At 52.7% G+C, this 25,455-nt stretch carries 27 protein-coding genes and 1 pseudogene; 12 read left to right on the top strand and 16 right to left on the bottom strand.

Annotated features, from left to right (window positions below; genetic code table 11):
- Positions 1-977: 977 nt before the first annotated feature.
- Positions 978-1,760 carry a hypothetical protein gene (locus ACR0A2_RS16390; RefSeq protein WP_480836137.1) on the bottom strand — a complete coding sequence of 261 codons (783 nt, stop codon included), beginning with the start codon at positions 1,758-1,760 and terminating at the stop codon, positions 978-980.
- Between the two features lie 75 nt (positions 1,761-1,835).
- Positions 1,836-2,351, bottom strand: coding sequence for a DUF805 domain-containing protein (locus tag ACR0A2_RS16385; protein WP_171206323.1), 516 nt, complete (start codon positions 2,349-2,351; stop codon positions 1,836-1,838).
- Positions 2,352-2,907: 556 nt separating this feature from the next.
- Here ACR0A2_RS16385 and ACR0A2_RS16380 point away from each other — a divergent pair.
- The 7 genes from ACR0A2_RS16380 to ACR0A2_RS16350 all read left to right on the top strand — a co-directional run bounded on the left by ACR0A2_RS16380 (position 2,908) and on the right by ACR0A2_RS16350 (position 8,262).
- Positions 2,908-3,207 (top strand): hypothetical protein, encoded by a 300-nt coding sequence (locus tag ACR0A2_RS16380; protein WP_152456658.1) that lies wholly within the window; start codon positions 2,908-2,910, stop codon positions 3,205-3,207.
- Positions 3,208-3,571: 364 nt separating this feature from the next.
- The gene (locus tag ACR0A2_RS16375) at positions 3,572-3,871 is read left to right on the top strand and encodes a hypothetical protein (protein ID WP_152456656.1); all 300 of its coding nucleotides are present in this window, start codon (positions 3,572-3,574) and stop codon (positions 3,869-3,871) included.
- Between the two features lie 55 nt (positions 3,872-3,926).
- Positions 3,927-4,541 (top strand): hypothetical protein, encoded by a 615-nt coding sequence (locus tag ACR0A2_RS16370; protein WP_171331607.1) that lies wholly within the window; start codon positions 3,927-3,929, stop codon positions 4,539-4,541.
- Positions 4,542-4,594: 53 nt separating this feature from the next.
- Positions 4,595-4,900: a hypothetical protein gene (locus ACR0A2_RS16365; protein WP_171331608.1), complete on the top strand. Its 306-nt coding sequence runs from the start codon at positions 4,595-4,597 to the stop codon at positions 4,898-4,900.
- Positions 4,901-4,942: 42 nt separating this feature from the next.
- The gene (locus ACR0A2_RS16360) at positions 4,943-5,116 is read left to right on the top strand and encodes a hypothetical protein (protein WP_170755412.1); all 174 of its coding nucleotides are present in this window, start codon (positions 4,943-4,945) and stop codon (positions 5,114-5,116) included.
- A 781-nt stretch (positions 5,117-5,897) separates the two neighbouring features.
- A complete protein-coding gene (locus ACR0A2_RS16355; protein ID WP_480836134.1) occupies positions 5,898-7,331 on the top strand; it encodes a hypothetical protein in 1,434 nt (477 codons plus the stop codon).
- Positions 7,321-8,262, top strand: coding sequence for a metallophosphoesterase family protein (locus ACR0A2_RS16350; RefSeq protein WP_480836132.1), 942 nt, complete (start codon positions 7,321-7,323; stop codon positions 8,260-8,262). The genes ACR0A2_RS16355 and ACR0A2_RS16350 overlap by 11 nt, the downstream gene beginning before the upstream one ends.
- On the opposite strand, the gene ACR0A2_RS16345 is transcribed toward ACR0A2_RS16350, so the two are convergent.
- Positions 8,263-8,985 carry a DUF4956 domain-containing protein gene (locus ACR0A2_RS16345; protein WP_480836130.1) on the bottom strand — a complete coding sequence of 241 codons (723 nt, stop codon included), beginning with the start codon at positions 8,983-8,985 and terminating at the stop codon, positions 8,263-8,265.
- A gap of 217 nt (positions 8,986-9,202) precedes the next feature.
- Between ACR0A2_RS16345 and ACR0A2_RS16340 the strand changes: the two genes are divergently transcribed.
- Positions 9,203-10,135: an SdiA-regulated domain-containing protein gene (locus tag ACR0A2_RS16340; RefSeq protein ID WP_480836128.1), complete on the top strand. Its 933-nt coding sequence runs from the start codon at positions 9,203-9,205 to the stop codon at positions 10,133-10,135.
- Between the two features lie 166 nt (positions 10,136-10,301).
- Here the strand turns inward: ACR0A2_RS16340 and ACR0A2_RS16335 are convergent, their stop codons facing one another.
- The 5 genes and pseudogenes from ACR0A2_RS16335 to ACR0A2_RS16315 all read right to left on the bottom strand — a co-directional run.
- Positions 10,302-11,795 (bottom strand): cryptochrome/photolyase family protein, encoded by a 1,494-nt coding sequence (locus tag ACR0A2_RS16335; protein WP_480836126.1) that lies wholly within the window; start codon positions 11,793-11,795, stop codon positions 10,302-10,304.
- A 3-nt stretch (positions 11,796-11,798) separates the two neighbouring features.
- The gene (locus ACR0A2_RS16330; protein WP_480836124.1) at positions 11,799-13,043 is read right to left on the bottom strand and encodes an FAD-binding domain-containing protein; all 1,245 of its coding nucleotides are present in this window, start codon (positions 13,041-13,043) and stop codon (positions 11,799-11,801) included.
- Positions 13,040-13,171 carry a DUF2256 domain-containing protein gene (locus ACR0A2_RS16325; RefSeq protein ID WP_371419754.1) on the bottom strand — a complete coding sequence of 44 codons (132 nt, stop codon included), beginning with the start codon at positions 13,169-13,171 and terminating at the stop codon, positions 13,040-13,042. Before ACR0A2_RS16325 ends, ACR0A2_RS16330 begins: the two co-directional genes overlap by 4 nt.
- A 5-nt stretch (positions 13,172-13,176) precedes the next feature.
- Positions 13,177-13,989, bottom strand: coding sequence for an FAD-binding domain-containing protein (locus ACR0A2_RS16320; protein ID WP_480836230.1), 813 nt, complete (start codon positions 13,987-13,989; stop codon positions 13,177-13,179).
- A gap of 372 nt (positions 13,990-14,361) precedes the next feature.
- Positions 14,362-14,718: pseudogene (locus ACR0A2_RS16315) on the bottom strand (deoxyribodipyrimidine photo-lyase); the annotation flags it as partial.
- A 645-nt stretch (positions 14,719-15,363) separates the two neighbouring features.
- Here ACR0A2_RS16315 and ACR0A2_RS16310 point away from each other — a divergent pair.
- On the top strand, positions 15,364-15,903 hold the full coding sequence (locus tag ACR0A2_RS16310) for a thiol-disulfide oxidoreductase DCC family protein (protein ID WP_480836122.1): 540 nt from the start codon (positions 15,364-15,366) through the stop codon (positions 15,901-15,903).
- 175 nt (positions 15,904-16,078) lie between these two features.
- Here ACR0A2_RS16310 and ACR0A2_RS16305 read toward each other — a convergent pair whose 3' ends face one another.
- From ACR0A2_RS16305 to ACR0A2_RS16295, 3 genes are all read right to left on the bottom strand, one after another.
- Positions 16,079-17,149 (bottom strand): ABC1 kinase family protein, encoded by a 1,071-nt coding sequence (locus ACR0A2_RS16305; RefSeq protein WP_480836120.1) that lies wholly within the window; start codon positions 17,147-17,149, stop codon positions 16,079-16,081.
- A gap of 255 nt (positions 17,150-17,404) precedes the next feature.
- Positions 17,405-17,878 (bottom strand): DUF427 domain-containing protein, encoded by a 474-nt coding sequence (locus ACR0A2_RS16300; protein WP_171641851.1) that lies wholly within the window; start codon positions 17,876-17,878, stop codon positions 17,405-17,407.
- Positions 17,879-18,061: 183 nt separating this feature from the next.
- Positions 18,062-19,186 (bottom strand): pyridoxal phosphate-dependent aminotransferase, encoded by a 1,125-nt coding sequence (locus ACR0A2_RS16295; RefSeq protein WP_480836118.1) that lies wholly within the window; start codon positions 19,184-19,186, stop codon positions 18,062-18,064.
- A 41-nt stretch (positions 19,187-19,227) separates the two neighbouring features.
- Here ACR0A2_RS16295 and ACR0A2_RS16290 point away from each other — a divergent pair, with 41 nt between their 5' ends.
- Positions 19,228-19,983, top strand: a complete 756-nt coding sequence (locus tag ACR0A2_RS16290) for an N-acyl homoserine lactonase family protein (protein WP_480836116.1) — start codon at positions 19,228-19,230, stop codon at positions 19,981-19,983.
- A gap of 49 nt (positions 19,984-20,032) precedes the next feature.
- On the opposite strand, the gene ACR0A2_RS16285 is transcribed toward ACR0A2_RS16290, so the two are convergent.
- The 4 genes from ACR0A2_RS16285 to ACR0A2_RS16270 form a co-directional block, all read right to left on the bottom strand.
- Positions 20,033-20,761 (bottom strand): SDR family NAD(P)-dependent oxidoreductase, encoded by a 729-nt coding sequence (locus ACR0A2_RS16285; protein ID WP_480836114.1) that lies wholly within the window; start codon positions 20,759-20,761, stop codon positions 20,033-20,035.
- Between the two features lie 279 nt (positions 20,762-21,040).
- The gene (locus ACR0A2_RS16280; protein ID WP_480836113.1) at positions 21,041-22,306 is read right to left on the bottom strand and encodes a DUF2254 domain-containing protein; all 1,266 of its coding nucleotides are present in this window, start codon (positions 22,304-22,306) and stop codon (positions 21,041-21,043) included.
- Positions 22,307-22,350: 44 nt separating this feature from the next.
- Entirely contained in the window at positions 22,351-22,635 is a 285-nt protein-coding gene (locus tag ACR0A2_RS16275; RefSeq protein WP_152456639.1) for a sll1863 family stress response protein, read from the bottom strand.
- A gap of 50 nt (positions 22,636-22,685) precedes the next feature.
- Positions 22,686-23,186: a Dps family protein gene (locus tag ACR0A2_RS16270; RefSeq protein ID WP_171171700.1), complete on the bottom strand. Its 501-nt coding sequence runs from the start codon at positions 23,184-23,186 to the stop codon at positions 22,686-22,688.
- Between the two features lie 259 nt (positions 23,187-23,445).
- On the opposite strand from ACR0A2_RS16270, the gene ACR0A2_RS16265 reads away from it, so the two are divergent.
- A complete protein-coding gene (locus tag ACR0A2_RS16265; protein WP_170791963.1) occupies positions 23,446-23,616 on the top strand; it encodes a hypothetical protein in 171 nt (56 codons plus the stop codon).
- Positions 23,617-23,855: 239 nt separating this feature from the next.
- On the opposite strand, the gene ACR0A2_RS16260 is transcribed toward ACR0A2_RS16265, so the two are convergent.
- On the bottom strand, positions 23,856-24,830 hold the full coding sequence (locus tag ACR0A2_RS16260) for an adenylate/guanylate cyclase domain-containing protein (RefSeq protein WP_152456636.1): 975 nt from the start codon (positions 24,828-24,830) through the stop codon (positions 23,856-23,858).
- A gap of 290 nt (positions 24,831-25,120) precedes the next feature.
- Between ACR0A2_RS16260 and ACR0A2_RS16255 the strand changes: the two genes are divergently transcribed.
- Complete coding sequence (locus ACR0A2_RS16255; RefSeq protein WP_480836228.1) at positions 25,121-25,321, top strand: hypothetical protein; 201 nt, start codon at positions 25,121-25,123, stop codon at positions 25,319-25,321.
- Positions 25,322-25,455: the final 134 nt, after the last annotated feature.

Genomic DNA, 25,455 nt, shown 5'->3' with positions numbered 1-25,455 from the left:
ATGCCTACATCCATTCCCGTCCTTCCCAAAATCGGCAAGTTGCCAATGGCTGTGGTCTGGTTGCTGCTCGCGTGCCTTCCCTTCGCGCAAAGTCGCCCATGATCGCTGAATTGAAAGCCAGAAGAGCTGCCGATCAGCTCGATTAATACTGGTACCACCTGAGGTGTCGTGACGCAGAACTTGCGGGGAAGCACATGCTGAAGCTTCAAAATGCAGCGGGAGCCGACCACTCTGAACTGCTGCTTGTTGCCTCTTTGTCATCTGTTCTTTTGTCTGAGGTCGTGGGGATTTACCTGCGGTTGAAGCGTATAGGCCGCCCTGTGACTTAAGAAAAACCGCAGAACCTAACCCATAAATCTACGCGGTGTTTGGTCACAGCTTTCCCATAGATCTGCATGCCACAGAGAACCCCAGGAACAAAGGGTCCTCTGACACAGTTGCTAAACACAAAAACAGTTTACTCCCAGCTTCCAGAAGTCGAGCGCCAAGTCTTGGCTTCGGCATCCCAAACACTGGCGCTGACGCATGGCGTCGGATTTATTCCCTCGCAATCGGATCCATGGACGTCCGCAAGGACAATACGTTGGCTCCCAAAATCAACGACCGTCCAGCCTTGGTTGAGCAAGGAATGCACCTCTTCGCTAATCCAAAAATGCGACATGCACCCGCCGGTACCACAGTAAAGGGATGCGGCGCTCGAACACGCAAAACCAGACTCATTCAGAACCCAGTCGCGTTGTAGATCTCCGTCGAGATCGACCCTTTCAACCGCGCCCTAGGCTATGTCAAACTGACCGTCGTTGAACTCCGCGCAGGCTCGTGCCGCCAGATCAACCTTCGCCTGCAAACCGGGCGGAAGTTGCGATACATCAGCCGCGACAGCTGGTGAGGTCCAAACTAGTCCCGAAACAAGTACGATCCCGGAAACCAATTACTTCAGCTGGTGCTCTATTGGGGAAACTGATTGGAAGGCGGCGTCAATTGCATTGATCATATCTGAAGTCCCCGTATTCCAGCCAGTTTTCCGCGCCTCCGTTAAAAATCAGAAACTCGGACCTGTCTTCCCCAAGCAGGGCGACGACAAATCCGGCCGGCGGCTTAGAGTTTCCAAAATAACTATAGGCGGTCATGGCTCTGATCAACTCGCCATTGACCGATACTCGCGCGTCCCACTCCCCGTCCGGAGTGTCCAAAATTACGGGTTCGATCACGCGCTCTACCGCTCCGCCACCACAATAGGCGATGCCTTCGGGCGCTTCGTAGGAGGCCCCCTGGCGAGCACCTGAATCGCAGGCGGAGCGAAGGGACTGAATTGCCGCGCTGGAACCTTTCAAGTCAAAGATTCCATAGCTGATATCTTGATCAATCATGGACAGATTAACCAATGCATTGGCCGCAAGCTGGTCCAGTACAAAACCATAGTCCTCTTGACTATTGAAACTGACTTCGACGGGATATTCGACGGGATAGTTGTCGACGATCTGCACGGCAGCGTTTTCTGCGCCAACCTGAAATGCCCCAACTTCGGTGGTGCCGTTCTTCAAAAATCGAATGGAAAGCCCCTGCTTCTGCACAATGTCCTGGCTGTCCTCATATCCAGCCGGAGCAAAGCGGATACGGTTACACTGAAGTTCCAGCGTCATGTTTCCGGTCTGAATAAATGCATTGGGACTAGGCCCGGAACTGAACGACCACTCCGCCGATGCTGTGGTTGCCATTGCCATCATCAGCGCTCCAACGGAAATCGGCTTGAAATTCATTCTTTCTCTCTCCACGGCGTTGCATTTGGCTCTTTCTTTCAGCAGAGCGTCGGGCCCACCGCCCGGGTAACCAGATCAGGAAACAGGTGCGCCGTATTCGTTTGCGCCTTCTTGAGAAGGGCGCGTTAGCCACCAGATCATCAGGATGGACAGAACCAATTGAAGAATTGAGAAAACAACAATGCCGGTTGCGCCCAAAACTGCCGCGGGTCCACGTAATGTATCGGGGTTTTCCGTTCCTTGCTCCAATACCGAAAAGAACGCCACCCCGCCCAGCATAACAAAAAGCGTTGTAATGCTAAGCGCCATCGGCAGCAGCAAGTACCAGCCAGGTCGCCCTGTATCATGCAGCCTCCGCCAACCGGCGGCCAGCATGGGTATAAGAACGGCCAGTTGGAAAACAGAGGACAGAACCCGAGATCCCTGCCCCGTTTCGGGATTGGTTCCGAATATGATCGTATCCAGCACAGCTAATACGGCACTCACGAGAACCACGAACAAGAAGAACCACCAGTATTCTGATCGTAAAGCCCGACCCGAGAACTGGAAGTATTTCGAAAAACACGTTTTTACTGCTTCAACGAATCCCATGTTTTTGTCCCTTCGTCGTTTCTTGGCGGCGTCAAAAACGCTTGGCCGCGTAGGGAACACTCGCTTTTCTGAAAATCCCCACATTCTTTTTGTTTGAAAGCAAAAGCCTTTCGCACGAAAGATTAGGGGAATTTACGCGCGGAAAAAATATTGATTTATGAAAAATTAGATTCAAATATGAGAATTCGACGCAACTTTATTTTACCTCCGTTGTTGTCGCTGTCGCCCGTTTTACCGGGCCCTTCCGACTGTCGGAGTGAGTGCTGGCAGTCGGAAGGCGTTTTCAATGACCGAGCGTTGGGAGAACGCGATGCCAAGACTCAAAATACTAGCTCTTCTTCCAACATTCGCTCCAGCTTTTTCCAGTGCGGTCACGCGTTGTTGGCAGTGCATGCGATCAACGCAATATTGTTCTGCCGGCCAAACCTTGAATGGCGAGTCTTTTGGGAACGGCAGTCACCAGTTCGAGGTATGCACGATTGGCCGCTTAGGCGCTGGAGCTTCAAAACGTCGCCTCTAATTCAATTGAGATCAAAGAACCCAGAGGGAGAAGAAAATGACCAACAAAATGGTGATGGTTGCAGGCACGACATGTTTCGCACTGCTTGCGGCCTGCGACGATACGGGTACATCAAGCGCGTCTGCCGAGCTCACGCCCGCTCAGCAAGCGTGTTTGCGAGACGTAGCCAACACAACGAACAATTCGCAAGTCGTTGTGCTGTCGTCTGCGTTTAGCGAGGCGGGAACCCAGGTCACCGTCGGCGTTGGCGAGGATCGTGCCCCATGGAACTGTATTGCTTACAGTGATGGCGCCACAGCCGGTATCGAGTTCCTGGGCGACGAAGGCGCATTGTGACCTGTTTGGTGCGTGGCTGAACACGGCCGCGCAGCACTGGCTCGCTCATCGGAAAGCTCGACTTGGTTTGTAGAATAACCACCATCGTATTCGCGATCCTTTACCTGTTGGCGTTGATTGCGTTCATGACGGGTACATTTGGCTGGTTGGGGCAAGAAAAAGACCCTTTGTCCGGGGTGTTCCTTTTGCCCTTGGGATTGCCTTGGATACTTCTAGCGGACTTGCTCTCGGAGTCGACCAAACCGTGGTTCGCGGCGCTCGCACCGGTTTTCAACCTTTTAGCGCTGGTCTTGATTTGCAAATGGGTACGCAGTTTGCGGCAGTAGTGAACGCCGAACGCATTCTCACCAAAAGGGAGGAAAACATGGGAAAAGTGATCTTGGGTATCGTGATCGGGCTCGTACTCGGCGTGGTTGGGGCGATGACCTTGGGTGGAGGTGCCGCGATGGGTGTTGGCGTTGCGACAGGCTTGTCCGCCGGTGTCTGCTCTACATTGAAAGGCGCACAAGCCGAGAATCTGATCACCGCCGAGCAAGCGGATCAGATCCTCAATCGCGTGAATTCCGAGATGGCATCACTGCAAGGAATTGAAACGACGGACGAGATCGTCGGCAGCGCACAGGCATGCGATGAGTTTCTGTCCAAGTTGCGGGAAGCGAAATGAAGTTCCGCTTTGTACAGAAGAACACTGTAAGGATTAGCCAACAGGGGACAATCTGATGAAACTCCGTTTACTGAACCTCCTCACACCCATGTTTGCAATTTCGGGCACAGCTGCTCTTGCAATGTCGGAAGCCGATGACGCGTGTATCGATCATTTACGGCAAGTTGGTGGGCCAGACGGTCAATCCGGTACGATTGAGAGCTCAGAGTTTTCCGAAGCTGGCACGCTGGTTATGCTACGTGACGCAGGTGGGACACTCTGGCGATGCATCGCGTACAAGGATGGAAGCATTGGAGAGATGTCGGTTGTCGAGGCGATGGATGATGGTGGTGGAGCTATGGCCGGTGCCGAAGGATCTACTGAAAGCCAACGCGTCAAATTTGATGCTGGTTCAACTGGCGCCGAACTCGTTGGCCAACTCGCGCCCGGAGCGTCCCAGCAATATGTCCTTGGCGCCAAAAACGAACAGTTCCTTTACGTTCGCGTTGCTCCGCGAAATGGCACCTTGGACTACGTTATTCGAAACCCCGATGGTTCTGAACTGTTGGGATTGATGTCGGCGGACAAGGAGTATCGAGGGCAGCTTTGGCAATCCGGTGATCATGTTGTCGAGGTTATCAACCGCGGCAACTCTTCCGTCGGCTACAACGTAATTTTCGGAATTGAATAGGTGATCGACGGAAAACCCTGGAACGGAAACTCAAACCAGCTAGGAAAATACAGATGAAATCCAAAGTCTTATTGGCGATCGGTACAGTGTGTATTTCTGTACTCGCAGCATGCGACGAGAGTGGCGGGTCCGTGGATGCGAGTGCACCAACTGTGGGCAGCTCTAGCGATCTTTCGTCATTTGAAGGGGCCAGAGCGGGTCAGGCTGAAATGGGCATCCAAAGTCTTGGGTTTGAACTTATCCGAAGCGAAGGGCTGACCTCTTACTGGTTTAACAAAGATACCGGCGCATGTGCGCGGATCACGACATCTGAAGGAAGGTATTCAGATGTAACTATGCTGCCATCAGGCGACTGCTGACAATTTTCAACAATCCCAAATCTGAAAAAAAGGAGCTCTAGTTTGCATTTCGATCTGGCACATGCGGCGGTCATCGTTGTCGCTTTGATTATCACAAACCTGGCATTGAAGTCGGCCGGCGTGATCAACGAAGAAAACAAACACCAGTGGAATTGGAAAGTTGTTCTGGCCTACTTCGTGGTCGTCGTTATCATCAATCTGGTGTGGCCAATTTGAAGCTTCACGGCGGGACGCTAACCGCCACCAAAGATGTTTACAGTGAATGTGTCTCTCCGAGAGATTACCGGCTGGAAAAGTGTGAGCATCACGGGCTGAATACAGAAAGGAACACGCATGCGGTTTTTGACGTCACTCATATTCATTGGTGTTCTGGCAACCGCTGCGACTTCTGACGTCACCAGCCGAAACGGTGGCCCTAGCAACAGCCAAATGCTTTCAAAAAGTGGCGACGGAGGGGTCGATGGCGTCGCTTTCTTCCGCCCAGTCTTAAGCGGTGTGTTGTATCGATCCGGTTTCAAGGGCGGCGACAAGGATCGAACAGGTCTGAGTGACGTTCAACGCGAAACCTTGTGCGAAAAAGGGTTTTCAACCGGATTTTATGCCGACTTCGGCAAAAACACTCAGTACGGCCGCACCAGTTGTGGGAACGGATCCTTTGACTATCAGAGCGCCAGATCCTCCCGTCCCGGTGCCGTCATGGCATCCATACACGAAGTAATTGAAAACCCTGGAAAGGGCCCTGTCCTGGTACACTGCATGTGGGGCGTTCATTCCTCTGGCGCACTGTCGGCAATGGCGCTTGTTCAGTTTTGCGGTTGGACGGAAGAAAGGGCCAAGGAATATTGGAATGATGCCCGAAACGGTGCCCCATGTTCAGGCGGATGCGACAAGTGGATTGACTCAAAATTCTCCAACTTCAGTGTCGACTCCAATCTGAAGATTTCCGCCGAACAACGGGCTGCGATTTGCCCTAGATGATATCCGGAGGACTATTCAAATGAAGTTCCATCTTCTGGGGTCTCTTGCTTTCATTGCACCCACCATCTTGTGTGCGAACGACGATGTTCTGGGTGAAGCCACGACATTTGATAGTCCCAACGGCGTTACTGAACGCTGTATTCGGATCGAAAAAGTTCCAACGGGCGAGTATAAGAAAAGCGATCTTGAGGAAGAAACAACCTATTGCGAGATTGATTTCTATGCCTCCGAAATTGCTGTTTGCCCAAAAACCTGGAGCACCAGCCCAGGAATGGGCGTCTACGATATTTCGGAAGGACCCTACGCCGGGAACCGTTCCGAATTCGAGAGAAACGCTTGCAAAGAGGGGAAGGCGGCAAAAGATCTGGCAAAGGACAGGGTGGCTAAATTCAAATCCACCATGAACCAGAAGGGTACAAGCGGAACGTTTTCAACCTCTTCGCTGCTCTACTACCATTTCTCCAGGTATTTCGACGCGACGGTGAACGTTCCGGTGGCGGTCTGGCGTAGCATGGACGCTCAGGCGCATCTCACCGAGGTCGCAGAGCCCGGCCTTGCGATTTCTGGTGGCTCTCATGGCGGGCGCATGAACCATGAAGGTTGGCGGGTATTCTTGGCTGCGGATGCCGATCCGAACTCGTACCAGCCAACCGATGATCTGTTCACCGCGGATCGAACGCAGATATACGGTGTCCTGCTTGACAGCCCCGGTCATCGCTACGGCTCGGAAATCAACGGCACCCGTAAATCCGGTTGGGGCAAAGGCCAAAACCGCGATTTTCAGGAAACACCCGCCTTCTTGGCCTTGCGGTCTTCAAAACCCTTGCCCGAGGCCATTGCAGAGGGTGTCAGGGAAGGTCGAAAGGATCGGCAGATCAACAAGGATCTCGGCCCCGATGTCAGCGACCAACAGATGGCATTTTGGATGCAAGAACTTACCGAGATTGTTCTGCTCGACTTCATCTTTAGCCAGCAGGACCGCGTAGGAAACATAGACTTCACACCCTATTGGTATTGGGTCGAAGACGGAGACCTGAAGCACAAGAAGGCCAAGCACCATAAGCCAAACGATGGAGATGTTCCAGCCGACGCATTATTGATCCGTCGCAGCAATCTGAACGACAACGATGCTGGTGGGCGTGTCGAATATGCCAACTTTGCGAAATCCACTCAGATGCTGGAGAAAATGCGACACTTTTCTCCAAGCACTTACCAGCGCTTGTTTGCTTTGAATAACGACCTTCAAACGCAAGGCCCGATTTATGACTGGTTGTCGCAAAGCTTTGGCCTGTCAGATAGGCAGATTGCGCAAGCCGTTAAAAATACAGCGCTGGCAACGTCCATTCTCCAGAGCAATTGTTCAAAAGGTGTTTTGATGTTCGACTTGGACCCCGTCGCATTCTTTTTGAAAAACGACACCGAGGTAAAGGCTGTGGACTGTAATGACCCGTAAGCGCTCCGTCACCGCGGCGGTGTTGATTTGGTCCGCTCTGCTCACCTGCAAAGCGGCGGCTTTGGATGTAATCGTCATATCGGATCTGAATGGAAGCTATGGTTCGGTAAGATACGATGCCCGCGTCGACAAGGCGATTGAGCGCATAATCGAGATTGATCCCGATCTGGTGGTTTCGACCGGAGATATGGTTGCGGGTCAGCGCATTCCCAACTTGTCAGACAAACAGGTCAGAGAGATGTGGAAGGCGTTTCACAAGGCAGTGTCAGACCCGCTTGAGGCTGCCGGAATTCCATTTGCGGTCACGCCGGGAAACCATGATGCCTCTGCCTATCGCGGGTTCGAACGTGAAAGAAAAATATACGCCGAGGAATGGGCGCCGAGAAAACCAGACGTCGATTTCCTGGTTTCGGATGACTATCCGTTCTTCTACGCGTTTGAGATGCAAGGCGTCACGTTTGCGTCTTTGGATGCCACGACCCTTGGGCCGCTATCCGGCGATCAGCAGGACCAACTTGAGGAACTGGGGGCGAATGGAAACCCGATTGTCACTTTCAGTCACCTGCCGCTTTGGCCCTTCGCGATCCAGCGCGAACGCGAAATCATCGGTGACCCGGCACTTGAGAAAATCTACCTGCAAAGCGGGGTCGTTCTGCATCTGTCCGGCCACCATCATGCCTTCTACCCAGGCTGGAAAGACGGTGTGGCTTATGTTTCCCAAGCTTGTTTGGGCGGTGGTCCACGACGGCTGATTGGTGATAATGTCAGATCACCTCACAGCTTCACTCATGTTACGTTCCAGCCGAACGGAGAGTTTGGGATAGCAGTATATCGAGGGCCCGATTTCGAAAGGTCGGTAAACTTCAAGTCGCTCCCGAAAGAGATCAGATCCCCGAATGCGGTGTTGAAACGATTGGACCTTGTGAAATAACTAGAGGCTGAGTTTCAACTCAACTTTTTCGGGGACCAGATCGTTTATCATCTCTTCGATCCGGGCTTCTGAAAGTCCACCCGAAGTAATGAAAAGCAATGAAACGCGAGACTTGCCAGGGACGTGGTGTTTTCTGACCAGCTTCCAGCCAGCGTCTGCGGCCATGGCTTCAATGGCGCCGCTGACGTTCAATGAGTGTTCTTCGTCTGAAGCTTTGAGCGAAATTTCCACGCCCTTGTTTCGCCCTCCAAGCCAAATGAAACACCAACATACAACCGCCACCAGTGTGGCCATCAGCGGCAAGCCCAAACCGACCGCAAGACCAAGAACAGTTACGACTATCATTTCGACGGTGTCTACCGGATCATCCAGATTGGAGCGAAACCTGAGCAAAGCTCCGATGCCAAATATGACAAAACCAATCATTGATCCGTGCTGAACCACCAGGAATCCAACAGCCATGCCAATAAGAGCATAAAGGAAGAAAAGCCTCGGCATGACCAAGTCGCCGATGCTTCTACGGGCTTTGCGTCTCACCGGATGATAGACGATCAAGCCAGCCAGAATGATCGTGACCACCACATCGAGAGTAAAGAAATACAGTTCCTGTTTGCCGCGAAACTGAGTCCATTGGCGTTCGATCAGAATTTCTGATTCCGAAGCTCCGGCCAGCATCGTTGCAGGATCGATTTGCGACACCGCAGCGCCTGGCAACAGCAGCATCAACAACACGGTTTTAAACGGGAATGTCGTATTCAGCTTTTCTTCCTTCCTGCTCAGGCCAAGGGCTTAGGCTTCACCACAGGCACATCGTGCCCCATTCAATTCAATCGCAACAAGCGGGATCAGGTAAAGAGTTCAATGAGCATTCTTCCGACATCGCATCTGAGTTGTGATAAGAACGCGATAAAGGGATGTGTTCCACGGGCGAGAAAACTGAATGGCAGAAATCAAACTGTTTCCGTCAAAACCTGAAATTTCACGGAGCTTCTTTATACTTAGACGGCTCGCTTTTGCGCCCGGATTATTGGCGGCGGCGTTCCTGCCATGGGCTGGTCTTGCCTGCGCCGAAAGTGCTGATCTGGTTCTGGTCGATAGGTTCAAGGTCGCAGACAAATCAGAAGGGTTTTCAGAGCCTTCAGGTCTGTCGCTTTCCAGCGCAGAAGGCTTCTTGTGGTCTGTCAGCGATGCCGAACCTAAACTGCATCTCCTTGGAATCGACGGGGCATTGGGAAACTCTTTCAAGTTGCCATCACTGAAGGGATCAGACCTCGAGGGTGTCGCTTCGCGAAAAGATGGATCTGTTTTGGTGCTTCAGGAAACTGACCGGTCAATTCTAGTCGTTCACCCAACCGACCCCATTCAACTGACAACGGTTCCACTTGCTACTCTCAAGGGTTATTCGGATGCAGCTGAAATGCTCGTCGGCAATCCATTGAACAAAGGGCCTGAGGGCATCACAGTCGATCCGGACACTGGGCGAGTATTCGTGGTCATCGAAGGGAAACCGCGGTTGTTGCTGGTATTGTCCCCAGAGCTGACGGAGATTGAGGAAATCACCCCCTTGGATCGCGAATCTGGTTTTATTTCCGATCGCGTAAATGACGACGAGCTGGATGTAAGCGGATTGGCTTGGTCTGCGTCCTCAGGTGTACTGTGGATTCTGAGCGACAAAGGGCGCCAGATCTTTTTGTACAATCCCGAGAAGAGAACGGCAGAGACAATAGAACTAACTTATATGAAAGACGGCGACCGTAAGGTTGTAAAGCATCCAGAAGGGATCGCCCTGGATGAACCCAATGGGCTTCTCTACATCCTGACAGATGTTGCCGAGAAATCGCGACTGTATGTTTTTGATATTCCCGAATTTTGATAGCTAGAAAACGAAGCTCACACCGCCACAATGGCTTCCGCAAGTTATTTCAGCTTGCTTTGTACGCATCTGCCTTTGTCCGCCTCAATCAGAACCTCCGTTAGAGTGTGGCTGGGATTAAGCGATCTTAATCCAGCGCAGGACACTGCGCGGGTAAATTTCATGCTCACGTCATACGTCGCAAAAAGTCTTCAGCCGTCGTGACATGCTTGTTTTTGACCTCTGGCGACATGCGCCCAGCCGTACGGCACATCATCGCCCAACGGGGATTGCCAGCAAGTCTATCGGTGTGTTTCAGGATAAAGCGCCAATAAAGCCCGTCCCAGATATCTGCCCAGGGCCCTTTGCCCCAATGGCTCATTTTTCGAATGTAGTTTGAGCCGGAAAAATACGGTTTGGTGGTGATCAACCCGCCATCGGCATGCTGGCTCATCGCGTAGGCATTGGGAACCATCACCCAATCATAGCTGTCGACGAACATTTCCATGAACCAGCGATAGACATGGTCTGGATCAATCTCACACAGAAACATAAATCCTCCCAGTACCATAAGGCGTTCAATGTGGTGGCAATACCCGGTTTCGAGCACCCTTTTGATCGTGTCGTCCAGCGGATCAATACCAGTGGTTCCGTTGTAGAAAGAACGAGGCATAGGGCGGTGATGGCCCCAATGGTTTGTAGTGCGCATCTGCACACCAAGGTTCTCATAGGTAGCACGCATAAACTCGCGCCAGCCAATGATCTGGCGGATGAATCCTTCTACCGAGTTAAGGGGAATGCCCTTGCGATCAGCATGCGCCAGGGCAGCGTCCAAAACTTGCTTCGGCGTCAACAAGCCAATGTTCAAAGCAGGCGTAAGAACGGCATGCCACAGCCAGTTTTCGCCCTCGACAATGGCATCTTCATAGTCGCCAAAGTGTTCGAACCGCCGTTCCAGAAACTGCGTCAGCCAGTCGGATGCAGCTTTGTGTGACGTCGGATAAAATAGCGTATCCAGGCCGCCCAATGCATCTGGAAATTCAGCGATAACGCTCGCTTTTGCAGCTTCATCAACTGCGTCATGGGCAGGCCAGTCGATCCAAGGCAGGCTGCCCAACAGCGCCTTGGGCACTTTTTTGCGGTTTTCCTCGTCAAAACTCCATTGTCCCCCGGCCGGTTGGCCGCTGTCCATCAACACGTTCAAACGGCGGCGTTGGCCCTTGTAGAACTCTGCCATGAACCAGCGTTTTCGACCGGCAGACCAATCCAGATTGTCGGCCCGCGTATTCAGAAAGCCGGGGGATGGCTGGATATCGAGCGTGATGTCGGTATTGCCAGCCGCTGCCCGAAAACGTCTTTCTGCAATGAAGTCTACTGGATCAGCCATGATCACTCGGCTGACACCACGATCACGCAGGTTCTGAAAAAGCCGCAGACATGCACCCGGCTGCCGCTCAAAGGGCCAGATCGCAGCATCAAAGCCCTTGGCGACCAAGCCATCGCGATAGCGCGCCATTGTGGCGCGGTGCAGCCAAAGCTTTTGCTTGTGCATCGTGGCGGGATAATACGCGTCGCCAAAGAACAGCGGGTCTTCGAAAAGCACAACAGTATCGGGCCGGGCGGCCAGGCCCGGGTGTTGGTCAAACAATTGGCTGGGAAGCAAAAGGGCGGCAGTGGACATGGGCTATGGTCTTTGTTGGGTGGCCAAGTTCAGTTGGCGTAGAAGCGACGGGATCTTCTTTCGAAGGCCGAAGAACCCGGCCTTCGCATGAGGCCATGTTAAAGCGTCGTACGGCCGCATTATCCTGTTCAAAGAAAGGCCTGCGTCTCTCAATACAGGTTCCGCACGATCCAGCCGTGACCGAGTGGGACCGACAGGCGCATAGGCTGTTGCAATGGTCGTAACACCTGCATTCCGTGCTGCCTCGATCAACGTACCACACCAGTCCTCGGTCGATTGCCCGAGTTTTCCGTGGGGTTCCAAAGCGCTGCTCATCGCGCCCTTGGCAAAATCCTGTACAACGTCTCCCAACGGGTTTGGAGACCGACCACGCGTCGCCAAAAGTCCAATCGCGGCAACGGGCGGTGTCGGCATCAATTGATGAGCTGACAGATCATCCTCTGTCAACAGCAACAGATAAGGGCTGTCTGAGTGCATGTGCGGACTTGAAAGGGGAACGAGCGGGTGATCTACCGGCTCGGTCAGCGGTTCTGCAAATTTGGCAAGGCCTTTAGGTTGAAACCGTCCTTCAGTGTATTTGGCAATATTGTCAGGGCGCGCGAGGTAAATTTTGCCTTTCGTGTGCAATCCGCCAACCCAGCGCCAGCTCAGCGTGTTCGATGCGGGATCGCCATCCAGCAAATGTCGCAAAAAGAAATCTGCACCAAGCTGCCAGGGTAAGCGAAGTGAAAAAATCCAGATTGATGCAAACCACATGCGCGCATGGTTATGAAGGTAGCCTGTCGCCACCAGTTCCCGCGCCCAATGGTCGAAACAGTCGATGCCGGTATTGCCGTTCACTGCATCATTGATACGGGCCTTAAGGCCCTCATCATCCCTTAATCGCTCACAAGCGCTCAGCAAATCCCGCTGATACAGTGACCAGACGCTGGGCCTTTGTTCCAGCCAACCCTTGAAGTACGTGCGCCAAAAAACTTCTTGCACGAATTTCTCCGCCGCGTTGAAATTATGCGACGCTAAAACCGTTGCCAGTACTTCTTTCTCCGTTATCAAACGGTGGCGCAGCCAAGGTGACAAACCCGAAACATTGCTGCGACGCTCAGTCCCAAAATCGTAGTTTCGCGCACTTGCGTAATGGCGCCCGGTGCGTCCCACGAACTGCTTCAGCCTTATAAGACCGCTAGTCCGTGTGGGTTTGAAATCGAACGTCTCTTTCGCTTCATCAAGTTCTGAAAACATCTCGATCATGCAGCCGATCTGCATTTTTTTGAGCAGTATTTCACCTCATCCCAAACGTTTCCCCATTTCTTCCGCCACGTGAACGGGCGCTGGCAGACCGGGCAAACCTTCTGGGGTAAGTCGGCTTTCTTGCGCATCTTCATCACTGATCCTCCAGAGGCAGGCTGAGTTGCTTTTGATTTTGAGACGCCCGCGCGACTTTGCGAGGATTCCGCCGATTCTTTCGGCTGGCGTGTTTTGTCACGATGGCGTGTGCTTCGGAACGAAACTCCGCACTTCGGCGGACTCCCCAAACCCGCTCGCGCGCGGCCTTGGCTGCCGCTAGATGGTCAAAAACACGCTCTGGATAAAGCGTTCCAAGGATGTCTTTCGCGTTGTGAGCTTTCCAGGGTTCATGGATATGCTGATCCGCAATTTGGGACAATTCCGGCAACCATGTCCGAATGAACAACCCTTCTGGATCCTGATCATAGCCCTGCTTAACCGGATTATAGATGCGCACGGTATTGATGCCAGTGGTGCCTGATTGCATCTGCACCTGACTCCAGTGAATGCCCGGCTCATAGTCGGTAAACATGCGCGCCAAATGCTCACCCGGGGCCCGCCAATCCAGCCAAAGATGATAACTTGCAGTGGCCATCACCATTGCGCGCATCCGAAAGTTAAGCCAGCCCGTTGCCTGCAGTGACCGCATGCATGCGTCCAGAAATGGATATCCCGTTTCTCCGTTGGACCATGCGGTCAAGAGCTGGGCATCTGGCGCTTTCGGTCGAAGACCATCGTAGAGCCGATGCAGATTTTCAAATTCAATCCGGGGTTCATCCTCAAGTTTCTGAATAAAATGGCAATGCCAATGCAAACGGCCCGAAAACGAGCGAAGCGATTTACGCCAATCCTTTGCCTGCGGCGGCAACCGGCGTCTCTGATTTTCAGTAGCTTGCGACACCTCGCGCATCGAAAGCGCACCCCAAGCCAGATAGGGCGACAGCCGCGAACACGCAACGGCCCCCTCCAAGGGGCTGGACATTTCGCGTTGGTATCTTTTGCCACGGTGGGTCAGAAAACTGCTCAGACGTTCCAAACCCACAGCTCGTCCACCGGCTTGACGACCAACACATGTATCATCCCGCAAGCCAAGGTCGCGCCCCGTGGGAATATAGCCTGGTTCTAGGTCGATATGCTTAAGCGCAACTGGTGAAGCAACGGGCAAAGCCATAAACCGGTCCCAACGTTCCGCCCAGCCATCGCGAGACCTGAGCCTGCGAAGAACGCCATGGTTTTGTACTTCGTGCCACCGCACGCCGTGGTCCCTGCACCATGCAGCAACCTGACGGTCCCGCTGATACGTCCAATTGTTTCCTGTTTCTTCATGTGACCAAAGTACGTCTATCAGACCACGATCTTTTAACTCGGAAAGGACCGCCACAATTTGTCCCTTGCGCAAAATGAGTGGTTGTCCCAGTTTCCCAAGGTCATCACGCAACTCAGCGATTGTCTCAGCAACAAAGTTCCACTGCCGTGTTGACGCGTCAGGTTGCTGCCAAAGCTCAGGTTCAACCACATAGAGTGGCAGAACTGGCCCGACCTCAGACGCTTGCGCCAGTGCCGGATGATCATTTACCCGTAAATCCCGTTTGAACCAGACGACCTGCACGATACCTCCGTTTTCAAGGATTGTACGCATGGCCACTAGAAATGGATCTATGTTCCAGTCTTCCTCGCGTTCCGCTGTGACGTGGTTTTTTGCAGAGAAACCATTGGCCTTCGGAACATGAATGTCGGAAGCGCTCGCGAACCCAACCAAGGCATGTGGCCAAGAGAAAAAGACCCCGACAAAGGTGACATTGGCAAGTGATCGCTCTGGGCCCTAAACCACCAAAAAAGGAGCGGGTTAGCCCATCTCTGTCTTATTTGAATGTCTGATTTCTGAGTAAAGGATAAAGAGACCAGCCCGTCGATTTGAACGCTACCAGGCACGGTTTGCAACGGACCTCAGAGCATCCACCCCGAAAGCTCTGTAAACGCAAGAGGGAGGTATTCAAACGGGACCATCCTGTTTGCGCATCGAAAGCAGAAGCTTGACTTATGCGGTATCAAGCCCCGTGGATCATGAGCTGCGCCAACCGCTGAGCTTGTGAGGCTGAGCTTGTGAGATTGCAGTAGTCATCTTCTGGTAGGGCAACTTTTCAGTGCCTTTCGAAAAACAGCGAGGTACCTACAAGCCCCTCACCTTATTCAACAAAATTGCCCGCACGCCTGCTATTCAGGCGACGCAATCGCTAAAATTTTGCTAGCATCATCACAAGTTGCGGCCTCATAACGCATCTTTATGTCACTGCTGAACCCTCGTTTCTTCGGTATCTGCGCTAAGTCTTGCAACGGGACGGATGAAGCCCGCAAGACGAGGTCAAACAAAATGGACAAAACGGACAAAGCTGAGGTTGCGCTCACATCTGATGACGCCGCAACCCATCATTCGTTTGCTACGGTTTATTACGACGGATCTTGCCCGCTTTGCTCCGTTGAGATCGAACACTATGCCTCCTGCGAGGGCGCTGAACGCCTGAGGTTTGTCGACGTTTCCAAATCCAATGTTCGAATTGATGAAGATCTAACGCGGCAAGAAGCTATGGATCGTTTCACTGTGCGTCGACCAGATGGACAACTAGTATCCGGTGCACGCGCGTTTACGGAACTCTGGGGCACTTTACCCAAATGGCATTGGCTGGCACGGGCGGCAAGCTTGCCGGGGATAACGCCTTTGCTAGAGCTTGCATACCGGTGCTTCCTGCCACTAAGACCGATGCTTTCGAGGATCGCGTCTTGGGTCGGAGCGAAGTCGGCTAACGGGACAGGTTCGTCGACATGATCAATCTGGACGATGGTCGTTTTCAAGGACTGGTTTGGCTCGTAAAACGGGGGCTCGAACCCGCACTTGGCAACACTCGCATTATACTCGCGCTTTGTTTTGGGTTGGTCACGCATATCGGTGCCGCGGGTTCTGCTATTGCTCGGTTTGCTGGGTTAGGGAGGATGGTGGTCGTTCAGACGACATACTTTGCAAGAAGCGTCTTTACAGGCAGCGAGGCACTCAATCGCGTGGCCAATAAGAACATCCCCCCAATCTTTCGCTGAAGATAAAGAATATCCATTGGCATTGGGGGCGGGATATACCCGGCCCGGGCCAAGGCCATGCCTTCCTTTTTCAGGTGGTTAGAGAGCGTTCGGTCAGAAAAATCAAATTCATTCGCGGATAGAATAGCGTCGAAAACACTGCGGATCATTCCGTGGATCCGGTCGTCGAACGGGCCATCACCTTCAACAAGCTTCAATTGGATGGCAGCGTTACGAAGCTCTTCGTCATCTTCCCGCAGGCCTGCACGCAGCAGATGCATATACCCATCAATTGCCAATGGTTGCAGGACTCGGGCCGCGCCAAAATCCAAGAGGCTGATCTTCCCATTTGACGGGTTGTATCGGTAATTGGCAAAATTTGGATCGCTTTGCATGATACCGAACTCGAAAACCTCGCGCAGCGTGAGATCGACCAAGGCTTCTGAGACTCGATTGCGTTCCTCTCTGGTCGCATCAATCACGGTCTCGATAGGGCGACCTTCCAGAAAGGACATCGTTAGAACTTCGGGAGTGCTCCAATCCGGAAAGAACTCCGGAATTTCGAAGGCTTCATCACCCTGCAAGAGGTCAGCAAAGTGGCGCATGTGCCGCCCCTCGCGTTCATAATCCGTTTCTTCATGTAATTGACTGCGCGCCTCTTGGATATACGGCCCCAGATCAAAGCTTTTGGGAAGTAGACCGGACATTCGAACCAACGCGGCCACATTGGCAATATCGCTGTCGATACTGCGAGCGATACCGGGATATTGCACTTTGATCGCCACATCGCGCCCGTCTTTCAAAGTTGCACGATGTACTTGCCCGATACTCGCCGCCGCAATGGGCCTTACATTGAACGTTTTGAAGGATTTGCGCCAATCTGTACCCCAGTTTCGATTCAGGACGTCACGCAATTGCTTCGGTGGCATGAAATGCGCCTGATCCCGCAAACGTGCCATGATGTCAGCCAGCTCAGGTGGCAAGACCTCGCCTGCATCCATCGAAATCAGCTGACCCACCTTCATCGCTGCCCCTCGCATGCGCGAAAGCTGATCCGCGATCCGTGTCACGTTACTTGGGGTCATCAACAAACCACGCATATCGGGTCGCGCACCGCGACCGATCTCTCGAAGGGCGCGCACTGCCACGTTTCCTACAATGCCTGCCGTCATGCTGCTTAAACCGGCAACACGGACCAAACGGCTTGTAGGAACTGCCAAAGAGGTTGTTGAGGATTTAGGGTCCGTCATCCATCCTCACCAAAATTCCGTGCCCGGAGAGCCTTTGATGCGACCTTTCAAATTCTCGGTGACCCAACCTCCATAAAAGTCCCCGGGTTGCGGGATCACGCGATGCTTGCCAACGAAACAACCGTCCATAAGCCCGGCGTAAAAGGCGACATAGCCCTTTATCTGTTCAAACCTGGTGGTTGGTTCCTCGTAACTCCATGCGGCTTTTGTGGCCTTGGCCGCCCCGCTCTGAACGTCCCAGTAACTCGCAACGCCCTTCCATTCGCAGTATGACCTGACCGAGGTTTTTGTCAGAACGGCATCAATGTCATGCGGTGGGATGTAGTACGTTGGGGCGTGGTGGGTCTCGAGTACCTGAAACGCCTGATCGGTTTCTACGATTGTTCGACCGCCAAACTCTATCCGCACGTTATGGGGCACCTCCCGCAGCGCAGGTGGCCGCGGATAGTCTTGCACGTCTTCAATTGTCAAAGCTGTCATTGTGGAACCGGGTTGTGTATTAGGCTGTTCCTTCGTCGAGATAGCGCGCCGACAGCGTTATTCTAGCGAAAGAACTTTCAACACAAGGTAGGCGAACTTGAACCACAATTGGGCTTAGTGTCAGCTTTGATCGGGCTGCACTGTTAGACCGACTTTGCAGCCCGAACCGTCAAAATGAATGTCCTAAGTCTGCCAGTTCGCCAACAGTTCACCCATGCGCTCTAGGCCAAGGTCGAGATTGGCAGCAGCACCTCCTCCGACGCCTAGTCGGACGTGGTTCTGCATCCCGTAAGACGAACCCGGTAAAAGAAATGTCCGATACGGATCGGCGAGCAAGCGTTTGGCGAAAACATCGCCATCAATCCCGTCAAGCCGTGCCAAACCAATCAATCCAGCCTGAGGTTTGACCCAATCGAGGCGGGGTTGTTCGGCAACAAACCGATCAAGGCGTTCCAGTGTTTTCATCCCAGCTGCCCGCGCAGTTTTCATTGACTGATTGTATCGGTCAGGCCTCAAAGCGATTTCGGCAATGACTTCGCCGAGTATATTCATAATCTCGCTGGAGTTTTCCCGCAGAATTATGGCATCCCAAATCAGATCGGGATCACGGCAAATCATCCAGCCGGTGCGCAGCCCCTGGAGCCCCAATGCTTTGGACACGCTGCCCGTCGTGATACCTCTCGGATACAAACCGGCAATCGAAGGGGCACGGGACCCGTCCCATTCCAATCCTGCGTAAACTTCATCAACAACCAGCCATGCGCCGACACGGTCTGCAATTTGTACAAGCCTTTCCAGCTCTGCCCGGGTCATCAGGCGGCCGGTTGGGTTATTGGGGTTGGTGACAAAGATGAGCCGCGTGCGCGCTGTTACTGCGGCTTCAACTTCGTCCAGCGGCAATAACCAACCAGCGCTCTCTTCTCGGTCTACAACTTTGAGAGTCGCGCCAACAGCCTCTGCCAAGACGCCCACTTGCGGCCAGCCTGGGCGTTCTGTTACGACTTCGTCGCCCGGTTGGACCAATTGCATGAATGCAAGATAATTGGCTTCCGCAGCGCCTGCGGTGATCAGAACATCGTCTGGTTTGCAAACATCAGACAAGCCTGCGCGGTCCAAGACATGTCGTCGTAAAGCAGGCAGGCCCCGAAAGCTTTTTTGGTTCCAATCCAGCGGCACTGCTGGGTCCAACGCATCCATGAACTCACCCAAACGCGGCGACTCTGACAAGGAAAACCCAACGAAAGCTTCTGGATCCGCTTCGGTGGTATCCAGCAGGTACTGAAAAAGTGTGTGTATCTTGACTTTCATGCTGTACTCAAAATCCTTGTAGTCAATCAGGGAGAGAGTCTGTGCAAGCAGAAGGATTTGTCAAAGGGCGACCGAGTGACTTGGCAGTTCTGGACTACGGGCTGTTCAAGGTCCATTCCACCGGCCGCATTATTGGGATCTGCGGGTTTCTGGTCCGGACGGACTTAGGAGAAGCAATACTCATCGACACTGGGTTTCCTGAAAAATACGCGACCGATACCGACGCCGCAGTCAAAGAAGATCGATTGGACGAGTTCGGCGAGGTCCTGAAGTGTGAACCAGACAATCTGCCACGCGCACAACTGGCAAAACTCGGACTGACTCCGTCGGACATCACATTGCAGATTTGTACGCACACTCATATCGACCATATCGGCGCATTGGGCGACTTTCCAAGCAGTCCAATTCTTATCTCTTCCGCGGAGCGAGCCTTGCCTCGCCCATTGTATTGGGGCGATATGCGGCCGATGGAATGGCCCGAGCAGGATTACCTGGTTATTGATGACGACGTAGAGATTGGACCGGGCATCTTCGTTTTGGCCTCACCCGGTCATGCGCCAGGTCAGATCGCCGTGATGGTAGATCTTCCTTCGGGTGCAATTTTATTAACGAGTGATGCAATATCCCGACCGGCAGAAATCGACGAGAAGTTTGCAGGCTCGTGGGACGAAGATGCCGCAATTGCCAGCGCAGACAGGTTGATGCGTCTAGCATCCGAGCGAGATGCCTTTGTAATCTATGGGCATTGCCCAAAGCAGTGGCCCGTTCTGAAGAAAGCACCAGAAGTCTACCGTTGATCCCAACCTGTGGCTCACTTTTCCCGAAAAGTGATGTCGCGCCTGCCAGTTATCTGACGTCGCGCCCTTGATTCAGAATAATCACGTTCCCGCTGGAAACATCACCGGCCGGCGAAATGAGAAAACTGACCCAAGAGGCGATTTGCTCGGGTAGCATCGCGCGACCATGCGGCATGGCATTAACGGCTTTCTCCAAGACTTCCTCAGTCAAGACATTGAACAAGGATGTCTCGGTCATGGCAGGTGCCAGTGAATTCACACAGATTTTTTCGTTTGCGTATCGACGGGCAAGGTCTTTCGTAAGGGTATCCATAGCAGCCTTTGACGCCCGGTAGTGCGGAGGGTCGAAAACATCGAAATTGTAAGCTCCGTTCGAAGAGATATTCACAATCTTTTTGATGCCTTCGCGTTCCAACATCAACTGAACCGCCTGCTGGCAACAATGGAACGCAGAGTTAAAGTTGATTGCCATCTGTTTTTCGAGTTCCTCGGGCGGAATGTGCGGGAAGTCGGACATGAAGCAGGTGCCCGCGTTGTTTACCAAAGCATCCAGACCGCCGTGCGCTGACTTAATGCCATCAAACGTCTGAGCGATAGCCATGGAATCCGTTAGGTCAACGGAGATCGGCGTGAAATCTGGGCCCAATTCTGTTGCCAGTTCGTCCAGACCCCCTTCATTAAGGTCCAGTCCAACGACGTGGACCCCATCTGCCCGCAATTGGCGGCAGATGGACTTCCCCATCCCTCCCGCGGCGCCAGTCACAACCGTTGTTTTCATGGCAACTCCTCCCACCTTGGCATGAATTGGGGTACTTCGAGTTAAAGAAGGAAACTCACAACCCTTTTATCTGAAAGCTGGGAAAGTCAATTCTACTTGAATTCAGTGCCCGCCCGTTTTGGGCTTTATGCGATCATTCCCTGCTGTCTGCTTTCATCATCTGCTTGCCGTCTTTTTTTAACTTGAAGGCAAGCCCGGCACTCAAGTACGTCTCGATAACACTGCGGAAGGCCCAAGCACTTCTCCCCGGCAGAACGGGACTACAAGTGTATGGGATGTTTAACTAAGCCTTCGCATTGCGGTTTCGATTTGACCACAAAACTTATCAATATCGCGCTCCAGCATGTCGCTTTCTCGGGTCTCATCTCTGACTGCGGATAGTTCATCTACAACAGCCCGCGCTTCCTTTTCTGGAGCCGCTTCAGCAATGCGCACCAAAGCTCGAATAAAGGCGGCCGTCACGAGGCCATTGCCCCGAGCGGCGCGTCTTAGAGCTGGCATCGAGTCGTGAAACAACGACTCTGCCGTGATGGATGGGTAAACCACCCGCACGGCTCCGTCGTCATCTCGATACACACCCGTGCAGAGCTTGGACGACCACGCACGGGCCAGAGAGGCCGATAGACGGTCGATGCAGACAATTGCGGTGAACGTGTCGTTGACACCCGGCGATAATGCCCGAAGTGCGATTTCAACGAGAAGATGGACAGAAAAACGGATATCTCCGTTAGGGTCTCGCGCGGGGATCAACGGAGCTGCCGCCTGCACCAGATCATTGAGGCTCTCATTACAATCACCATGAACACTGGCCAAAATGTCTGATGGAACCATAAAGTCACCAGGCTGCACATCAAAAAAGACGACTGCTCCTGCTTGTTTGGCCGCACGCACCAGTTCTTCGGTGTTGATCGAGTTCACATAACCAGTTCCCGAAGCCGGGACCGGGCGCTTGTCTCCCTCCTCGGGGATTGCCTCTGAAGATGGAATATCTGCACTGTTTTCGATCGCGGTGCTCACTTGACCATCCAAGGCTTCAGAAATCCGCGCCGCCTCCTGATCAATGGTTACGCGCGTCGATACTGTATGGACGAAGAGCAGCAGCAATAGAACTGAGACGATCGAATAGATTATGCCAACCACCACGGCTAGGTTCACTGATGTGTCATCGCGTACCAACCACAAGATCATCAAGCTGTATAAAAACGTTGCTCCAAGTGAACCAACTGCAATCTGATTTACCCTGTCTTCGCCAAAGCGTTGCAAGAGCCTGGGGCCAATAGATCCAGCTGCCAAGGTGTAGACCAGAAGAACAATGGAATAGACCATGACCAATGCGGACATGGATGCTGCCGAGATTGCGCTCAGTACATCGCTCGCAGTGCGATTCGAAACGCTGAGCCAATCGGACGCGGACCAACCCCACTTCACAAGCGCTTGCTCGGTCTTGAAGACAATCCCAGCCACCACAAGACCTGAAAGACTTATGGCGGCAGGGATGGTTAGGAACCCGCGAAAATATCTCACTAATTCTCTGGGTGTTTGCATTCCAGTCCCCATTCACAACACGCGCTTTCTAAACGAACTCTGCTTTACGCGAACCGGTCGGCCGCTTTTTTCAAAGCACTCTGCATGTCATTCCATGCAGCCTCGTAGCCCTCTTTGACGTCTTCCCAGGCCTCGTCGCTGGTCGACTTCAACTCTTTCAGCTGAGCTTCTGCGTCAGACCTTACCTTGTAGAGCTTGCTGAGTTGTTCCTCGAGCTCGATCTTGGCATCCGCTTCCGCCACTTTCAGCTTGGCTTCAAGAACATCAATCTGGGCATTCCAACTATCCAGTTGCAGCTGCGCCTTTTTCTCGTACCCAACACGTGTCATGAGTTTTCCTTTCTTCTCAAACGGTGGTTCAGATCGACGGGAGCCGCCCACTAGGCCGCAACAATCGCCTTGAGCATCCAGACTGCTTCTTCATGCTTGGCCATCCTGGCGTTCATCAGATCCTCTGTAGCCCCATCGCCATAACGGGCGGCGGTCGCGGCAGTCTCACGCAGGTTTCGGGCGATCGCTTCATGGTCTGCAACCAACTGCTTGATCATACCTTCTGCGTCTTTGACCGTTTCTTCTTCGGTCAACTTTGCCTGGCTAACCATGTCAGTGAACGAAATCGGTGCCACCTGACCCAACGCGCGCACGCGCTCGGCCAATTCATCAGCGGCCTCAAACAGGTCACGATACTGACGCTCTGTCAGCTCATGAATCGGCAGGAAAAGCGGGCCGACGACGTTCCAATGTGTGCCTTGCGTTTTCACCATCAGGATCATTGTATCGGCCAGTATTTCTGTCACCGCGTTGGCGATCCACGCATTTTTGTCGATGCCTGTATCGTTCGTTTCTTCCTGAACTTCAGACTTTAAAACTTGCTGTATCATTTTCACTCCATTTCGTTTCTTACAGAGTAGAAACTAGGGAGAAGATGAAAAATTTCAATTAAAATCATATACTTATTATATGTATCCAACACATAATGGGGCGCTTCATGATCATGGGTATCCAGCCCAACATGCCAACATTGATGTAGACACACAGGCCCATTGCCATACATGCTTGGAGTAACTGACGTAAGCTACTGAGGTCATGCCAGTGTCTGATCAAAATCGACCACCAAAGCGCACTGAAAAACTGCAACTAATGCTCGACCTCGAAGAGCTTAAGGCCATCGATGATTGGCGGTTCGAGAACAGACTACCATCCAGAGCGGCCGCCATTCGAGAACTCATCCGTCGCGGTCTGATTTCCAATGAGTTCGAAGAACCACCTACTGACGCGCCTTCCGGTGAGTTTCGTGTTGTGGACGAGTGACAGAAGCATCTACAGCACATCTCGTCTTTGCAAGGACGTGACACTGACCCAACCGAACCATCCGGCACGCGAGAAATTGTATGCTGATCTTGTTGCATACTGCACACGTGACAATAGGGCGATAGCCGCAATCCACCGGAGTATTTTAGCGATTTTCTGTACTGTGCAACACAGTGCTTTGTACCCAACTGATCCGCGAGGGCGCTATTCGACTTGTCGGGTTAAGTTAAAGTCAACGCTCAATTATTCCACTGTAGCCGATATAGTACGTGGTGGCCACGTAGACCTTTGAGCAGTCTGGGTTCTAGGCCGGAAAACGAAAAACCGGTCTGTCCGGCAACCATGGCGCGGGTCACATCTGAAACGAGTATTTCACCTGCCACACCAGCCGTTGTAATGCGTGACGCCTTGTTGACCACGGTACCGAAAAAATCTCCACGTGATTGCACGACATCACCAGTGTGAATTCCAATACGAATACCGAAAAACGGCTCTTCGGATACCGACGCAATGGCCTTCTGAATTTTGATGGCAGCCGCTAATGCTTCTTTCGCAGACGGAAAGACAGACAACGTTCCGTCTCCAAGGGATTTTACGAACTGGCCATGATGCTTTTCAATGATCGCCGACAAAACCCGGAAATGGTTTTCGATCAGCACCGACCAACGCTGATCACCCAACGCCTCTGCCAATGCCGTACTGCCCTCCACATCAGTGAAAAGTACCGAAGCTAGACCTTCAGTTTGGGTCAGCTCGGGCCCTTCATCGCGTGCGGCATCAATCAGTTTTTGGATGGCCAGCTGTTCCTTACCCACAAGTTCAATATTCGGAGTGGGCACTGAAGCGTGGCGATTGATGATCTTCCAGGCCGCTCCCTCCAGGACAAAAATCAGGACGGTGCGATAGAAGACGGCTTCATCAAAGCCGACAAACTGAATCTTATGGACAAAGGATGACCATCCCGTTTCTCCGTTTTCGAAGGCTTCCGCTTCAATTTCTTCGAAAACGACCGGTGCCGGGATTTCCGCGAAAAAGCCGCTAACCCCATCACGAACGGCTTGGCCGCTCCAATACTCGCCTTCGCCGGTTCCAACGAACCGAAGTTCTTCTGCTTTCGACAGAAAGTTCCGCAATTCCTCAGTATTCTTTTTGGTTCTGAGAATCTCGTACCAACGCCTGGAAACTGCCAGCAGTTCAGGTGAGGAATGTATCATCGCAAGCAACCCGAGACTCTACATGGGAAGAAACTAAGAAGGCCTTGCAAACGGTATCCCCATTTTTCGAACAACGCAGGTCAATGCTGCCGCCGGGATTTGTTCAGATCAAGACTTTTGTGTTTCTTCAGGACATGACCTGAGCCCGCAAATCTTCTCCTGTTTTGCGTAGAGTCTGGTCAACTAAAGGACGGACAAGTGAAAGTGAGATTCACCCGCGAACTGATCATTCAGATGATAAAGCAACAGGAAGCTTGCGAGAATACGGGAATGTTTACTAGCGCTTTGGGATCAGCCAGAGCACCTTCTACAAATACAAATCGAAGTTTGGCGGCATGGAACTGTCTGACGAGAAGCTGCGTGCTTTGGATTCCGAGAACCGGCGGCGGAAGAAGCAGCTAGGCCGCAAGTTCCGCCCACAGTTCATCAAAAACACCCCTGTATTTGAACCGCACGCTCCGCCGAAATTTAATTTCTGTCATCTAAACTGAAGTCCCGGTCACCCGTGAGAAATGAGACATTGAGAACATAAGCGTTAGTCGGAGACCGGTGCAGTATTTGCATTCGGCCAGCAAAGAACGCCCGCAATTGATAAGCCACACCGGGCTTAGGTGCCTCAAAACGC

It is taken from the genome of Ruegeria sp. H8, assembly GCF_056532905.1.
Note: the sequence above shows the minus strand (reverse complement) of the source record. Positions and strands in the feature narration are given on the sequence as shown.